This window comes from Colwellia sp. D2M02 (genome assembly GCF_018860755.1).
GTDB classification, from domain to species: Bacteria; Pseudomonadota; Gammaproteobacteria; order Enterobacterales; family Alteromonadaceae; genus Colwellia; species Colwellia asteriadis.
Genome location: NZ_JAHKPW010000057.1, coordinates 19,564 through 36,113, shown reverse-complemented (window position 1 = coordinate 36,113; position 16,550 = coordinate 19,564). Strand labels below are relative to the sequence as shown.

The window sequence follows — 16,550 nt, the reverse complement described above, 5'->3', positions numbered from 1 at the left end:
CGTTAAATTGTACTAACCATATCTTAAACACTGAAAGCCCAAACTTATGTTTGGGCTTTTTTATCTTATAATCATAAAAACCTTATTAAACCGTATGTTATATAGTAGACCCTGTTCAGCTATGGCATAGTTAGTCTGCTCGGTTAAAAATCATAACCTCACTAATAAACATTATTTATACAGGACGTATTTATGAAAAATATAATCATCATTCTTTTAGCTTTAGGGCTCTTTACTTTTGGCTACTTGTACTTTTCAAAGGAAACAATAAATACAACGCTAGCTTCTCAAAACTCCAAAGTAGAGCAAAACTCCAGCAAGCTAGCGCCAGAAAATAAGAAAGTCAAAGCAGCCAAAACAACGATAGCGCCAGCTAAAGAAATCGCGATTTCTCATCATACAAGTGAGCAAGAAATAATAGCTAATAGCACAGGTGAAAAACGACCTTTTGTATATGCTATTCCAGCAGACATAAAAGAGAAGATTTGCCAAAAAAATACGGGGAATACTACATGCGCTATTGATTTAGATAGCCAATATGCTACTGAAATAATGACGGAAAACGGAAGTTTATTATCTGCTGAAATTCATGTTATTTTAACCAGCAGTAACTTTAATGAAATACTAACCGACTTATCTAGTAACAAAATATCAGCTGATTTTTTTGAAAATGAAGCGACCTATAATGATGAACTGGCTAACTTGACGGCACAATTAGGCATCAGCAGTAATGGTATATCTTGTGGCGATACAACTTGTGGTTTAACTGTTCAGGGTGACAATGAAGAGGCACTGAAAACCTTCAATAAGAAATTTATGAATAGTAAAGAAAAAGGCAATTATTTCCAGCTTGTGCAAGCCGATGATATTCATCATAGGTACGAGAGCAGAATATTATTTTTCCCCGGCAATACTAACTCAGTGATTCAAAGAGCTAGATAAATAAACTTAGATTAACGCCATGTAAGGTAAGCTGTGCATTTCTATAAAAGATTAGTTATTCGTTAAGCTCTTTAGAACAAAAGATAAAAAACTGATCCACATCAAATACTTGAGTAAGTTACTCAAGTATTATCATCAATAGAATACATCATTGTTAATTTAAAAATAATTGGAGTAATTTATGGGATGTTGTGGTGGATGTGGTGGCGAAGGTCACGATGAGAAAAAAGAGCAAGATAGCACTACAGAGCAAACTGATACAGCTGAAAAAGACTAATTGCTTTTTTGTTCTGGGCTGTTCAACTATACAGAAATTCAATATCACAAAGCCACTAACCTATAAGAGGTGACGTGGCTTTTTTCGGTAATACAAGCCCACATTAATTAACCCGCACTCGGGTTACTTACCTTGCGTATGCTCTTTAATCAAGGCTAAAAACGGTTGCCCATAACGGGCGAGTTTAACCTCACCAATACCACTAACGCTAAGCATTTGATTATTGGTGGTTGGTTGTACTCTAGCTAATTCAGAGAGTGTGGCATCGTTAAAAACAATAAACGGCGCAATATCTTCAGCATCAGCAATGGTTTTCCGTAGCTCTCTCAGCTTAGTAAATAAAGCACGATCGTAACTTTTTTGCGGCGTTTTCTGTTGCCAGTAACTGGCTTTTTGTAAACGTGGGCTCGCTAACATTAACGGCTCTTCGCCTTTTAGCGCACTCCGTGAAGCTTCGGTTAAACATAACGTTGATTGCTGCTCTATATCTTGCTGTAAGTAGCCTAAGTGAATGAGCTGACCAATAATGGCGTACCAGTAACCCGGCGTTTTACCTTTGCCAATACCAAAGGTAGAAACCTTGTCGTGCTCAAACTGTGTAACCTTAGCGGTTAACTCGCCGCGCAACACATCAATCACATGGTTAATATCACCCTGTTGCTTGATACGAAATACACACGACAATACTTTTTGCGCTTCAACCGTACCGTCAAATTGGCTTGGTGGATCAAGACAAATATCGCAGTTACCACAACCTTTTTCTGTGTATTCAGCAAAGTAATTAAGTACCACTTGTCGGCGACAAGTTTGGGCATCAATAAAACCGTTCATTGCTTCAAAACGCTGCATTTCTACATTCACACGTTGCGGATTTTCACCTTCGCTAATACGTTTCTTAATACGGGCAACATCTTTTTCATCGACTAAAAATAGTGCTTCTGCATTTAAGCCGTCACGCCCCGCGCGACCTATTTCTTGATAGTATGACTCCAGCGTACGTGGTGGCTCATAATGAATAACATAACGCACGTTAGGTTTGTTAATGCCTAGGCCGAAAGCAACCGTTGCCACCACTATTTGAATATTATCTTTGGTAAAACCTTCTTGCACCATAGAGCGAATTTCACTCTCTAAACCCGCATGATAAGCGGCGCAGTTAATACCACTTGCTCCTAAATATTTAGAGAGTTTTTCTACCTGCCAGCGGCTATTACAATAAATAATACCGCTGTCTTCACCCTTCTTTTTGATATAACCAAGTAGCTGTTTTTCACCGTTATATTTTTGCGCTAAGGTAAAGCGGATGTTTTTTCGATCAAAGCTATCTAAGTGAATATAAGGGTTGTGCAGCGCCAGCTGGTTTAGAATATCTTTACGGGTAGTAACATCTGCAGTAGCCGTTAATGCCATTACCGGCACATAAGGAAACTGTTCTTTTAAGCATTGCAGCTTAGTATATGCTGGGCGAAAATCATGGCCCCACTGGGAAATACAGTGCGCTTCATCAATAGCAAACAAACTCAATGGTAACTGACGTAAGCTTTGTAAAAAGTAATAATTGGTTAAGCGCTCTGGCGCCACATACAGCAGCTTAATTTCACCTTGCCCTAACTTAGTGAAAATTTCATTGATCACTTCGGGTGCTAAACTCGAATTAATAAACGCCGCTGAAATACCTTGGCGAGTTAAGCTCTCAACTTGATCTTTCATTAACGCAATTAACGGAGATACCACCACAGTAACACCGGGTAATAATATTGCCGGTAATTGGTAACACATTGATTTACCGCCACCTGTTGGCATTAACACTAAAGAGTCTCGCCCTTGCAGTAAATTGTTAATAATATCTTCCTGCCCCACTCGAAAGCTCGTATAACCAAAATGGTGTTGTAGTGTTTCAAGTAATAGCGCTGAGTTATCAGTGTTTGTATCTGGGGTTTGGGTATTCAACAGGAAGATCTTCAAATAATTACAGGTCAGAGTATAAAAGTATTTTACCTCACAGCGCCGCTGAAAAAATATTTATTTTATCTAAGCCTATACAGTTCGTTTAAGTGTGCCAATACACACTTTGTTACATTTGTGATTGCAGCTTATTTTTCTTAATGATTTCGTTATCTCAGCTCAAAAACAAAGGCTTATTGCATCGTTACTTTCTCAGTAATAGCATCATCTACAGTTAATAATGAAGAGCAACCTTATTCGTTATTTGCTTTCACAAAAAATTAACAATACATTACTAGGCTAAGTTTTAAGCGCTGATAAAGGTTTAAAATTAATTCCTGCATAAAAATTGAGAGCGCCTGTGATAACCGTTAATAATATAAGTCGTATTTACGGCGAAGGAAGTGCGCAAGTAAATGCGCTTTCTAATGTATCTTTACATATAGAAGAAAACGAATTCGTCGCTATTATGGGCACATCAGGCTCAGGCAAGTCGACCCTAATGAATATTTTAGGCTGTTTAGATACACCAGACAGCGGTGAATACTTGTTATCTGGCGAGTCTGTAAAAAATATTGATGACGAATCCCTCTCGCAAATTCGTAACCAAAAAATAGGCTTTATCTTTCAAACCTTCCATTTATTACCTCGCTTAACTGCGCAAGATAATGTCAGTTTACCATTACGTTATAGTCATGTTGGCAGTGAAGAAGCGGATAGCAGAGCCATAGAAATGCTTGAAAAAGTTGGACTAACCTCACGCGCACATCACAAACCTTTTGAAATGTCTGGGGGACAACGCCAGCGTATCGCCATCGCTAGGGCGTTAGTTAATAAGCCTAAAGTAATTTTTGCCGACGAACCTACGGGTAACCTTGATTCAAAAACCTCCCACGAAATTATGGACTTACTCTGTAAACTACACCAACAAGGCCAAACTATTATTATGGTAACGCACGAAGAAGACATTGCCGCGTATGCTAACCGTATTATTCGCATGAAAGATGGTCATGTTATTGAGGATAAAACATGCATAAAACAATAACTCTTTTACTAAGCGCCTCATTAATATTATTAAGCTTGGTCAGTAATGCGGAGCAAAAGCTACTGCTTTCTGGACGTATAAATGCGGCTGACAACCAAACATTTTACGCCCCTAAAACCGATAACTGGCGTGTGCAATTACAGTGGATGCTACCTGAAGGCGAAATTGCCAAAAAAGGTGATTTAGTTATTGTTTTTGACAGTGGCTCTATCCAATCAGCAATAGAACAAGGTGAAGTCAACTTAATCACCGCACAAGAAGAGTTGCACCGTATTACCAGTCAAGCTAAACAAGACTTACTAGAAGCCGACTTTGCCGCCAAACGTACCGCATTACTATTAGATAAAGCTCGTATTGATGCAGCCATTACCGAAGAGTTTCTCAGTCAATTTGAGTTTGAAACAAATCAATTAAACTTCGAGAAAGCTTTAGTTGATAACCTCAAAGCAAAAGAATCATACCAGCGTACTCAAATCAAAAATGACGTCGCTATTACCAAGCAAAAACTAAAAATAACACGCGAGTTGCAGCAGCTTGAATATAACCGAATAAAGCTTACCCAAATGAGTGGTTATGCACAACGCAGCGGACCAGTACTTTACGGTACTCATCCTTGGAATGGCGAAAAGGTGTTCGTCGGTATGACCGCGCAACCTTCATGGAAAATAGCAGAAATTCCATCATTAAAAGATCTGTTTATTGAAGCTTGGGTGCATGAAGTCGATTATAAAAAAATACAATTAGGCGACAGTGCGAGCCTCACTTTTGATGCTTTCCCTGCAAGTACCTTTTCAGCCAAACTTACTGAAATATCAACTCAGCCAGAAGAACGTAAAGAGTGGGGAAATGATGTTTATTATCGTACCGTATTTACTTTTAGCAACACCGGCAACATTACGCCACTACCAGGTATGAGTGCATTACTTGAACTACAGGAAAAGCAATCATGAAATTAATGGCTAAACAAGTCCGTTTATCTGGGCTATTAATCGCTTCACTATTAGCGTTAAGCGGCTGCGAACAAGTTGCTACCATAAACGTAAAACAAGAAACGGTAGAACTTACAGTAACCACAAGCGCTGAAGTAGAATCAAAGAAAACCGCTTTGATCTCACCTCCGTCAGTAAAGCGTATGTGGCAATACCAAATACAGCAAATTATTCCCGAAAACAGTGAAGTAAAAAAAGGAGACTTACTCGTTTCCTTTGATAGCAAAAAAGTTTCCGATTTACTTATTGATAAAAATGCCGAGCTAAAACAAGCTAAACAAGAATTAGAAAATAAAACCTTTCAAGAATCTGCGAATGAAAAAACACTGGTGTTAGCGTTAGCCGAAATGCAAATGGAATTTGAAAAAGCGAAACGCAGAGCCGAAATTATTGATAATAGCCGTTCAGTTAACGATAGAAAAAAATCTGAAATTGATTTTACCATCGCTACCAATGATTTATTTCTTGCAAAAGAAAAGCTCAAATTTCATCGCACCAATACTTTACTTAACCTAAAAATAGCCACTGCTAAAGTTGAGCGATTAACTGCAGAGTCGGCTGTTTTACAACGTGACATTGAACGTCTGCAAGTAAAAGCCCCAATGGATGGAATGGTTATTTATATTGCCAACTGGCAAGGAGAAAAACCCGCAAAAGGTGAAAGCATTCAATTTGGACAACCTGTTATTGAGCTTGCCGTTGCCGATGAATTACAGCTCAAAGCGCAAATTTCAGAGCCAGACAGTGGAAAAATAGCCCTCGGGCAAAAAGTTAAAATCACCATAGATAGCGTGCAAGAACAAAGCTTTCAAGGAGAAATCGTTAAATTAGCCAGCGTTTTTAGAGATAAATCGACACGCGATAAGCGTCGAATTTTTGATACTACCATTGCTTTAGATAATAACATTTCGGCTGATGATATCGCGGCTATGCGACCAGGTATGGTCGCCCGTGTTGAGATAATTACCCAGGTTATTGAAAACGCACTCACCTTACCTATCTCATCAATAAAAACCACTAATAATCAATCTAGTGTCACTATTATTAATGCCTTCAACCAAACCGAAGCTCTTATTGAAACTTCAGCAGTACTTGAACAAAAAGTTGTTATAAAGTCAGGTGTTACATTAGGAGATACGGTTGCATTATGATTATTTTCACAAGCCTTATTAAACAAGCTGTATTTCAATTCACCAGTGCTTACAAAAAACACCGTATCACACGAGTATTGATGGCGTTATTGCTTGCTGGCAATATCGTTGCTTGCAGTGAACCAGAAGACACCCCAATACTTTATACCGTAACAGAAAAAGAGCACCTTATTACGGTACCGGCTAAAGGCGAATTATTTGCTGATACCTCAACGGTTATTAGCGCCCCTATGTCAAATAACGGCGTACAAATGATTGCTTGGTTAGCCCCTGAATTTTCAACCGTAAAAACCGGTGATGTCATTGCCCGCTTTGATGGCGAAGCAATGCAATTAAGTAGCGAACATCATAAAAACAAACAAGCCTTAACCCAGCAAGATATTATTGAAATGCAGGCAAAACTTGCTTTAGAGCAAAATAATATTAATAAAGACATTGGTATAGTGAATAAAGAAGAGTCTTTTGCCGAGCAGTTTTCCATTGATGATGTCAGAATTCGCTCTAAATTAGATATTATCGACTCACTGCAAAACCTCGCCTACCTCAGTACTAAACGCGAACATTTACACTGGCAAAATGATCGCTTTGGCGATAGTTCTAAAGGGGATATGAGCTTATTAAAAATGCAAGAGCAGCAGCAAAGCGACAAACTATCACAACTCGATAGCAGCCTATCGCAATTAGAAGTAAAAGCACCCCATGATGGTTTACTAGTATATAAAGCCAATTGGCGTGGTGAAAAAGTAAGAGAAGGCCAGCCATTATGGCCAGGGCAAAAAATTGCTGAACTGCCCGATATTACAGTCATGAAAGCAAAAGTATTTGTATTAGAAAATGAAGCGTTGTCATTAACTAAAGATAAAGCCGTCACTTTTCATTTAAATGCATACAGCGAGCAAGTTTTTCAAGGCACTGTTGAGTCTGTTGCACCTTTTCCTAAAACAATTAAGCGTGGCGACCCTCAAAAATACTTTGAAGTGATTGTGAACTTAGCCACACAAAATACCGCGCTTTTTATGCCTGGCAGTAAAATAGATGCCAATATTATTATCGCTAAGTCTAAGAATAAACTGCTTATCCCTCTGCAAAGTGTTTTTTCTAAGAAGAACCAAACCTATGTCTATCTTTACCAAAATAATGACTTTGTGGTACAGCCTGTCACTTTAGGCGAAGCCAGTTTGAGTCATGTTGAGGTGATTACCGGCTTAACCAAAAATCAGCAAATTGCGCTAACTGATAAGGACAAAAACTAGATGAAGTACTTAGCGTTATTAATCGATACCTTTGCTGAGCTGAGAGAGCACAAGCTACGCACATTATTGACCTTATTAGGTATGATATTTGGTGTTGGCGCTGTCATTGCCATGTTAAATATAGGAGAAGGCGCCGAACGTGAGGCCATGAAAATGATCAATACCATGGGCTTACACAACATTATTATTGAGGGAAAAACGTTTGATGATAAAGAGCTGCAAGAACAGCGTAAACATTCCAGTGGTTTAACCATTCGCGATGGCGACATTATTACTAAATCACTGCCTTTTGTGAGCCAATACAGCGCGCAAAAGCTTATTGACACCTACACTATTTTTAGCGCCCAAGGCAAAAGTGATGGTGAAGCGGTAGGGGTGAGCCCAAGCTTTTTTGAATTATCTCAATTTAGCTTAACTGCTGGAAGATTACTTAATGTACAAGACAATAATCAATTTTCTCAAGTTGCACTATTAGGCTCATCAACTGCTAAACAGCTTTTTCCTATGGGTGACGCTGTCGGTAATAAAATCAAAATAAATCATTTATGGTTTGATGTTGTTGGCGTTTTAGCGTCACCATACCTTAAAAAAGAAGAATTCCAAGGTATCAAACTCGGCGGTGATCAAAACCAAGTATTTATCCCACTAAAAACAGCAATGCATAAATTCGCCAGTTCACCTTTGGCAAGTGAAGTCACTAGCCTTAAAATAAAATTAGAGGAAAGTGTAGACGCTATTGCCGCAGCTAAAGCGGTTAGTCATTTATTAAATCGACGCCATAATGAAGTAGACGATTACAATTTAGTAGTACCTGCGGCATTACTTGCCCAACAAAAGCAAACCCAGCAAATTTTTAATATTGTTATGTCATGCGTTGCTGGTATTTCACTGTTAGTGGGCGGCATCGGCATTATGAATATTATGCTTGCGACTGTATTAGAGCGCACCAAAGAAATAGGATTGCTACGCGCTATTGGCGCTACGCAAAAAGACATTCAAGTACAGTTTATTGCTGAGAGTTTCACCATTTCTATTTTAGGCGGCATTCTCGGTGTTGTTTTTGGCATTGCGCTTTCAGAACTAATTGCCATGTATTCACAATGGGCAGTATCGTGGTCTATTAGCGCAATTGTACTGTCGTTTAGCATTTGTGCTATTGTCGGTTTAACTTTTGGCGTTTATCCTGCAATTAAAGCATCAAAGTTAAATCCTATTGACGCTTTACAAAGTGATTAAGCTAAAGCTACCCATTTTTTAAACAGGTCAAATATTATGGAATATTTATCAACGTTGTTAGTGGCTGTAGTCGCACTTGAACATTTCTATATTCTGGTGTTAGAAATGTTTTTATGGACTAAACCACGAACACGAAAAATATTCGGTATTGCCCCAGAAAACGTCGCAATCACAAAAAAAATGGCCGCTAACCAAGGACTTTATAATGGCTTTTTAGCGGTCGGGCTACTCTGGTCTTTATTACACCCGGAGCCATTTTTTGCTCTGCAGCTCAAAATATTCTTCCTTTCTTGTGTTTTGGTGGCTGCTTTATACGGCGGTTTTTCAGTGAAAAAGAACATTCTGCTGATTCAAGGCTTACCTGCATTATTAGCACTGGTGAGTTTATTTTTGGTATAAGCGTTATAGCTGATTGATAGCATGCTATTATAGCTTGGTGTATTGCCTTTATTTCGACAAAAACAATGAGTTCTCCTTCCACATTATCTACATCAGATAATAACCGCAGCGGCTACATTAATGCCGTAAGCGCTTATGTGATGTGGGGCTTTGCGCCCATCTATTTCAAATTATTAACCGATATTGCCCCCGGTGAAATATTAATTCACCGTATTTTATGGTCGAGTGTCTTTTTACTGTTACTGGTTGTGGTAATGAAAAAGTTACCCCAGTTTATCAATGCTTGCCAGCAGCCGAAAATTATTGCCAAACTCGCTTTATCTGCAAGTTTGCTCGCGGTTAATTGGTTTTTATTTATCTGGGCTGTCAATAACAATCATATGCTTGATGCCAGCTTAGGTTATTACATTAACCCTTTGTTTAACGTGCTGTTAGGCGTTATTTTCTTTCAGGAGCGTTTGCGTAATAATCAGCTGATTGCTGTTGCTTTGGCTTTCGTGGGCGTATTAATACAATTAGTCGTCTTAGGCACTTTACCAATAATTTCGCTGGCACTCGCAAGTAGCTTTGCATTTTATGGTTTGATTAGAAAGAAAATGCAAATAGACTCGTTTATCGGCCTGCTGATTGAGTCACTATTAATGCTACCCGTTGCCAGTATTTTTTGGTGGCTCTTCGTTGATAGTGATACCAGTAACATGTTCAATAATAGTTTGAACCTTAATGCGCTATTAATTGTTGTTGGGTTAGTGACTACCGCACCTTTATTGTGCTTTACTGCCGCAGCTAAGCGCTTAAACTTATCTACGTTAGGCTTCTTTCAATATATGGGCCCTAGTATTATGTTTTTACTGGCAACGTTTTATTATCAAGAGCAAATAAAACCTGCTGAGTTGATGACCTTTATTTGTATTTGGGCAGCATTGGCTTTATATAGCCTAGACTCGTGGAAAACGATGAAGCGAGCCAAAATGGCTTAATAGATAAAAGCGTAGTTTTTATTGTTTATCGAGTATTTGGGCTATTTAACAAGCAATAAAAACTACATTGTTTAACAAGGTGTTTACTCTTCTTCCGCCCCTGATATTGTTATTTGATTACGGCCATTTTCTTTGGCGACATATAAGGCACTATCAGCCAAGTTAATTTGCTGTGATAAACTTTCGCTACTATCGAACACCAGGCCAATACTAACACTAGTAGATATATGCTCCTCACCTATCGGCATTGAAGCGACGGCTATTTCTCGTCTAAAATCATCAAGTTTATTATAAAGTTGGTCAGTATCTACACCATGTAATAACACCGAAAATTCTTCACCGCCTAAACGCGCTGTTAAGCCGGCACCAAAATGTTTACGCATATATAATGCAATAACTTTTAAAACCTGATCACCTGCCTCATGACCATAATTATCGTTCACTTTCTTAAAGTGATCTATGTCTATCATGGCTAATACGTACGGTACTTTACGCTTAACATACTCAACAACACGCTGCTCAGCACTGCGGAAAAAGGATCTACGGTTCGAAAGGTCTGTTAAATAATCGGTATTTGCCGCATGTTGAATTTTTGCAATATTATTTAAACTTTCAATGTTTTGCGTAATACGACAATAAAACTCTTCCGGACAAAATGGTTTACGTAAGAAATCATCAGCACCATTTTTAATAAAACGAGCCGAATGAATACCGTTACTGGCTCCTGAAATACCAATAACGGCAAGTTGCTCGCGCGAATATTTTTTACGTATTTCATTGGTTAATTCAATACCACCCATTTCAGGCATTTCTAGATCGGTAATCACCATTTTTATATTTTTATGCTGCGCTAATTTTTCCAGTGCTTGTATACCATTGTTAGCAGTATGCACCACAAAATTACGACGTTTTAATAACTCAACAATATGATTACGCGCCGCAGATGAGTCATCAACCACCAAAATTGCGTTGTCACCATTTGTTTGCTGCCAATGTAGTATGCGTTTTAAGTATAAAAAAGCTTGGCTATTTTCTTTAGGGATATAGTCAATAACTGGCTGCGCAAGAATTTTTTGACGAGTGTCATCGTCCATTTTCCCGGTAATAACCACGCCAGGAATACCATGTGATAAGACACAGGCAATGGCTTCACCATCAAGAGCATCAGGTAAAGAATAATCAATGGTTGCCACAAAGAAGTCATTATCGTGAGACAGTAACTCTTCAACTTCCGCTAGACTGGTCGCTACCACAACCTCATACTTCAAAGAACGGGCTATTTGTTTAATTACCGTAGCAATGGGTTTACTGTCTTCTACAACTAACAATCTTTGTGACATATTTACCTCGAATAAATAATAGTGCCGAAGTGTAGTTATTACATATCGACTATATTGCTTGTAGGTTAGCGTACTCAACAACTAACCATTTACTACCTACGTCTGCAAAGTTCACTTGAATACGACTTTGCGCGCCACTACCTTCATAGTTAAGTACAACGCCTTCACCAAATTTAGCATGCTTAACATTTTGCCCTAATTTGAACCCTGTGTTTTCAAAGGTTTCTAAGGTTATAGTATTTGAAAACTTGCCAACATTTTTAGGTCGTGATACTTGGCTTTGCATACGTATTTCTTCAACGCATTCTTCTGGTAACTCACGTAAAAAGCGACTCGCTTTATGATATTTTTCTTGTCCGTAAAGGCGGCGACTTTCTGCATGACATAAGTATAGCTTTTTCATCGCCCTTGTCATGCCGACATAGCATAAACGTCGCTCTTCTTCTAAACGACCTATTTCTTCAACCGATTGTTGTGATGGGAACATACCTTCTTCTAGACCTGCAATAAAGACTAATGGGAATTCTAAGCCTTTCGCTGAGTGCATGGTCATTAGTTGCACAGCCGCTTCGTATTCATCTGCTTGCGACTCACCTGACTCTAACGCCGCATGCGTTAAAAATGAGGTTAGCGGTGTTTGCTCTTCCAGTAACTCTGGATCACTTTCAAAGGTTTGACACGCAGTGACTAGCTCATTTAAGTTTTCAATACGCTGCGCTGCACGCTCGCCTTTTTCGGCTTGGTACATTGCCTTTAAACCACTTTGATTAATCACTAAGTTAGCTTGTTGGTCTAAATCTAAATTGCCGCTGTCATCTTCTAGTTGATCAATTAAGTTAATAAAGCTGGTAATCGTTTTAGCGCTACGCCCTTTCAGCTGCTCTGCTTGCAGCATTCGCTGACAGGCCTGCCATAACGTAGTTTCAGCACCTCGTGCCGCATCGCGAATAATTGCCACGGTTTGGTTACCAATACCGCGCGTTGGTGTATTAATAATGCGCTCAAAAGCCGCATCATCATCACGATTATTAATTAAGCGTAAGTACGCTAGCGCATCTTTAATTTCTTGACGTTCGAAGAAGCGCTGACCGCCGTAAATTCTATACGGTAACTGCCCTTGTAATAAGGCTTCCTCAAGTAAACGTGATTGTGCATTAGAGCGGTATAAAATCGCTACCTCATCTAACTTGCCACCGTCATCACGCCATTGTTTAATGCGTCCAGCAATAAAACGTGCTTCATCAATTTCATTAAAGGCTGTATAAATTGAAATTTTCTCGCCGGCATCGCCATCGGTCCACAGCTCTTTACCCATGCGGTTACTGTTATTGCCAATCAATTTGTTCGACGCATTCAAAATATTAGCGGTCGAGCGATAGTTCTGCTCTAATCGTATCGTTTGAGCATCGTTGTACTCTGCTAAAAATCGTTCAATATTTTCAATTTTTGCGCCACGCCAGCCATAAATTGATTGGTCATCATCGCCAACAATCATCACTTTGCTTTGCGCTTTACCTAGCATAGTTAACCACGCATATTGAATAGCGTTGGTATCTTGAAATTCATCCACCAGTACATGAGCAAAACGCTGTTGATAATGTGACAGTAATTCTGGGTTATGCAGCCACAACTCATGTGCACGTAACAATAATTCGGCGAAATCGACTAAACCTGCACGGTCACAGGTGTCTTGGTAGGCTTTATATACTTTCACAAACAGCTCTTCACTTGGGTCAAACTGTGCATCAATATGCTGTGGACGTAAGCCTTCATCTTTTTTGCCATTGATGTACCACACAAACTGTTTAGGTGGCCATTTTTTCTCGTCTAATTCTAATGAACGAACAATACGTTTAACCAAACGAATTTGGTCGTCACTGTCTAATACCTGAAAGCTTTGCGGTAATTTAGCTTCTTGAAAATGCATACGCAACAAACGATGCGCTAGCCCATGGAAAGTGCCAATCCACATGCCATGAGTATTACCATCAACGGTTTGCTCAACCCTAGCACGCATTTCAGCTGCGGCTTTATTGGTAAACGTTACCGCTAAAATACTATGAGGAGAGACGTTTTCAACTTTCATCAACCAAGCAATACGCTGTACTAACACACGAGTTTTACCTGATCCTGCCCCCGCTAACACCAACATATTTTGCTTTGGTGCGGCAACAACATCACGTTGTCTGTCATTAAGAGAGTCGAGTAGTTCTGAAACATCCATAGGGAGAAAAGCCTTAAATTTTGGTCTGTGATTGGGCTAACCTTGCGTAAAAGTGGCCGCTGTTATGGTATTTATTTGTTGCAAGCTTACTTAGTCATTAGGTTTGTTGAGGCTCTTTTCATGGTAAAGCCTTACGAAAAACTGTTATTATATACAGTGGATTAGCATTAGTAAAACATACATAAAATAGTGAATGCTAGTAGTTAAGCAATCGCGTTAATTCGCACACATCATTTAGTTCAATATGCGGTAACTGCTTTAGTGCTTTACCCACGCCGTAATGTGGTAGCCACACGGTTTGACAGCCTGCTTCAAGGGCACCATGAATATCAGCTAAGCCACAATCTCCGACATGCAATAATTCGCTAGGTAAAATATTAAGTTGCTGACAAACGCGATCAAACATATCAGTTTCGGGTTTTTGTTTGAGTAATTCGCCCTGTTGCTGATGCTGCTGTATAAACTCTTCAGGCTGATAGCCGGCATGGTAAATATGGATAAAATACTGATCTATGCCTAAGGCTTTGGTATCAACATTACCGTTACTAATCGACACCAACGGGTAATGTTGACTTAACGTTGCAAGCAAATCAATACTTGCCTGCGGTACACTAAAGTCACTACGTAACTCAATAAAATAATCTAATGCCGCTTTTGCTTGCTGTTGAGCTGTTGTGTCATCAAAGTTACGATCTAATAACCCCAAGCGATAACTTTCATAGCGTAGTGCCACCACGTCATGCGTGATATCGGGCGACTTCTTAATCGCTGCATCGCGATATTGCGCCCAATAACGGCGGTTAAACACGGTTTTTTCAGTAACACCAGTATTTAACAAGTCATCGAAATAGCTCACCATTTTTTTCTCAATAGCGATCATGATGGGCTTGTTGTTATAAAGGGTATCATCAAGGTCAAAACTAATGGCTTTAAAAGTATTTAAACGGCGATAAAACTGCATTAATAATTGGTCTCTAAGCGGTAGGTAAAGCTAAGTGCTGCATTAATAGTTTAGCGACTAAGCGCTTAAACTGGCTCAATAATAGTGTATCCATACGAGGATCGAAGTGATGGGCATCTTTGCTGCTAATCGCTAAAAATCCTAAGGTTTTTTCATCATGTACCAGCTTAATTAATACCACTGATCCCGTGCATTGCTGAGAAAAAATCAGCGCTTGTTCGCTCGCTTGTAAACGACCAAAGTAATATTCTTCGTGTGTTAAGCGGTTTTGCATTACACCGGTACAATCATTTTCAGATAAGCAATGGTGCGATATACCTGCCGTGCTGCTATCAACTAGCCATAACTTAAACGCCGACAATGATAATAATTCAGTGGTAGTTTGGTGTAAGCAATCAAGTAACTCACCCGCACTTTGACAATCAAGTAAACGTAAATATAAATCACTATAAAGTGAGAACAATTGTTCGTTATGATTAGCAACCGACATTAACTGCGTAATTTCATCTTCTAAGCCGTGTACCTTTACACGCAATTGCTGCTGCTGTCGCTCAACTAAAGAAACAGTGCCTCGTTGCTCATCTTGTAAACGCAAACCACTCATTAAGCTTGGATTACGATTAAAAAATTCAGGGTTATCTTGCAAGTAAGTGAGTACCAACTCATCTGTTAACGGTATTTCGTCGGCATTAATACTTTGCTGTATATCGTTTACATCATTCATAGTTATTCTTTCTATTAGTCACTGCTATTAATAATTATAGGGGTATTATCTAAATTGATAATTGACCATCAAAGACATGCACCGCTGGCCCCGACATTTTTACCGGGTGACCTGGGCCTTGCCAAAAAATTCGTAATTTTCCACCGGGTAATTCTACCGTGACTTGTTTGGCGAGTTTTTTCTGCATTTGGCCAATAGCCACAGCAGCACAAGCCCCACTGCCACAGGCTAATGTTTCAGCCGCGCCTCGCTCATAAACCCGTAATTTAATATAATTGGGAGCAACTATTTCCATAAAGCCAACATTGGCATCTTCAGGAAAACGCTCGTGAGTTGATAACTCGTAACCTAACTGTTCAACGGGCGCATCAAGTACGCTGTCAACGGTTACCACACAGTGAGGATTACCCATAGACACTGCGCCACATAACACAGTTTCACTATCGCTACGTAAAATATAGGTGCCTTCTGTTTTTTGCGCGGTAAACGGAATTTTAGCCGGTTCAAATTGTGGTACTGGCATAGTCACCGAAATATTACCGTCGCGCTCAATGTGCAAATTCATTTTGCCTGTGCTGGTTGACACTTTAATTTTATGCTTATTGCATAAACCTTTCATACGCACAAACTTAGCAAAACAACGAGCGCCATTACCACACTGCCCTACTTCACTGCCATCGGCATTGTAAATGCGGTAATGAAAGTCTAAATCGGGATCATAAGGCGGCTCAACCACTAACAGTTGATCAAAGCCAACACCAAAGTTTCTATCAGCAAACTGCATAATTTGCTCTTTCGATAAATAAACATTTTGTGTGACATTATCAAGCACCAAAAAGTCGTTACCCAAGCCATGCATTTTTGAAAAGTTTACTAACATTACGGTGACTTCTTTAATGGGGTTTCAACAGGTTGCTTATTCTTGGTGGTACTCTCATCAACATCTTCGTTATTTTCAACCGCCTCAGGCGCAGGAGTTTGATATAAATCACCTTTAGCACCGCACCCAGACAAGAGTGTCAGCATTAAAAATGTCACCAAAAGCACAAAATTTAAGGATTTGTTTTGCATAATTTGCCATTTCT

15 protein-coding genes are annotated in these 16,550 nt (G+C 39.3%); 8 read left to right on the top strand and 7 right to left on the bottom strand.

Going from position 1 to position 16,550, the window contains the following annotated elements; translation table 11 throughout:
• Window positions 1-192: 192 nt before the first annotated feature.
• The gene (locus KO495_RS09310; RefSeq protein WP_215980127.1) at window positions 193-942 is read left to right on the top strand and encodes a hypothetical protein; all 750 of its coding nucleotides are present in this window, start codon (window positions 193-195) and stop codon (window positions 940-942) included.
• Between the two features lie 400 nt (window positions 943-1,342).
• Here the strand turns inward: KO495_RS09310 and recQ are convergent, their stop codons facing one another.
• Window positions 1,343-3,169, bottom strand: a complete 1,827-nt coding sequence (gene recQ, locus KO495_RS09305) for a DNA helicase RecQ (RefSeq protein WP_215980126.1) — start codon at window positions 3,167-3,169, stop codon at window positions 1,343-1,345.
• A 355-nt stretch (window positions 3,170-3,524) separates the two neighbouring features.
• Here recQ and KO495_RS09300 point away from each other — a divergent pair, with 355 nt between their 5' ends.
• The 7 genes from KO495_RS09300 (at window position 3,525) to rarD (ending at window position 10,216) form a co-directional block, all read left to right on the top strand.
• Window positions 3,525-4,208 carry an ABC transporter ATP-binding protein gene (locus KO495_RS09300; protein WP_215980125.1) on the top strand — a complete coding sequence of 228 codons (684 nt, stop codon included), beginning with the start codon at window positions 3,525-3,527 and terminating at the stop codon, window positions 4,206-4,208.
• Window positions 4,193-5,158 carry an efflux RND transporter periplasmic adaptor subunit gene (locus tag KO495_RS09295; protein WP_215980124.1) on the top strand — a complete coding sequence of 322 codons (966 nt, stop codon included), beginning with the start codon at window positions 4,193-4,195 and terminating at the stop codon, window positions 5,156-5,158. The genes KO495_RS09300 and KO495_RS09295 overlap by 16 nt, the downstream gene beginning before the upstream one ends.
• Entirely contained in the window at window positions 5,155-6,348 is a 1,194-nt protein-coding gene (locus KO495_RS09290; protein ID WP_252738894.1) for an efflux RND transporter periplasmic adaptor subunit, read from the top strand. The genes KO495_RS09295 and KO495_RS09290 overlap by 4 nt, the downstream gene beginning before the upstream one ends.
• Entirely contained in the window at window positions 6,345-7,601 is a 1,257-nt protein-coding gene (locus KO495_RS09285) for an efflux RND transporter periplasmic adaptor subunit (RefSeq protein WP_215980123.1), read from the top strand. The genes KO495_RS09290 and KO495_RS09285 overlap by 4 nt, the downstream gene beginning before the upstream one ends.
• Complete coding sequence (locus tag KO495_RS09280) at window positions 7,602-8,837, top strand: ABC transporter permease (RefSeq protein WP_215980122.1); 1,236 nt, start codon at window positions 7,602-7,604, stop codon at window positions 8,835-8,837. It abuts the gene before it with no gap.
• Window positions 8,838-8,873: 36 nt separating this feature from the next.
• Window positions 8,874-9,236, top strand: a complete 363-nt coding sequence (locus KO495_RS09275) for a DUF1304 domain-containing protein (RefSeq protein ID WP_215980121.1) — start codon at window positions 8,874-8,876, stop codon at window positions 9,234-9,236.
• A 65-nt stretch (window positions 9,237-9,301) separates the two neighbouring features.
• Window positions 9,302-10,216 (top strand): EamA family transporter RarD, encoded by a 915-nt coding sequence (gene rarD / locus KO495_RS09270; protein WP_215980120.1) that lies wholly within the window; start codon window positions 9,302-9,304, stop codon window positions 10,214-10,216.
• A gap of 83 nt (window positions 10,217-10,299) precedes the next feature.
• On the opposite strand, the gene KO495_RS09265 is transcribed toward rarD, so the two are convergent.
• The 6 genes from KO495_RS09265 to KO495_RS09240 all read right to left on the bottom strand — a co-directional run bounded on the left by KO495_RS09265 (window position 10,300) and on the right by KO495_RS09240 (window position 16,536).
• Window positions 10,300-11,556, bottom strand: a complete 1,257-nt coding sequence (locus tag KO495_RS09265; protein WP_215980119.1) for a diguanylate cyclase — start codon at window positions 11,554-11,556, stop codon at window positions 10,300-10,302.
• Between the two features lie 49 nt (window positions 11,557-11,605).
• Window positions 11,606-13,780 carry a DNA helicase II gene (gene uvrD, locus KO495_RS09260; RefSeq protein WP_215980118.1) on the bottom strand — a complete coding sequence of 725 codons (2,175 nt, stop codon included), beginning with the start codon at window positions 13,778-13,780 and terminating at the stop codon, window positions 11,606-11,608.
• 196 nt (window positions 13,781-13,976) lie between these two features.
• Window positions 13,977-14,741: an HAD-IA family hydrolase gene (locus KO495_RS09255; protein WP_215980117.1), complete on the bottom strand. Its 765-nt coding sequence runs from the start codon at window positions 14,739-14,741 to the stop codon at window positions 13,977-13,979.
• A 13-nt stretch (window positions 14,742-14,754) separates the two neighbouring features.
• Window positions 14,755-15,465 (bottom strand): DUF484 family protein, encoded by a 711-nt coding sequence (locus tag KO495_RS09250; RefSeq protein ID WP_215980116.1) that lies wholly within the window; start codon window positions 15,463-15,465, stop codon window positions 14,755-14,757.
• A gap of 49 nt (window positions 15,466-15,514) precedes the next feature.
• Complete coding sequence (gene dapF, locus KO495_RS09245) at window positions 15,515-16,345, bottom strand: diaminopimelate epimerase (RefSeq protein WP_215980115.1); 831 nt, start codon at window positions 16,343-16,345, stop codon at window positions 15,515-15,517.
• Window positions 16,345-16,536 (bottom strand): lipoprotein, encoded by a 192-nt coding sequence (locus KO495_RS09240; RefSeq protein ID WP_289847615.1) that lies wholly within the window; start codon window positions 16,534-16,536, stop codon window positions 16,345-16,347. Before KO495_RS09240 ends, dapF begins: the two co-directional genes overlap by 1 nt.
• Between the last annotated feature and the right edge of the window lie 14 nt (window positions 16,537-16,550).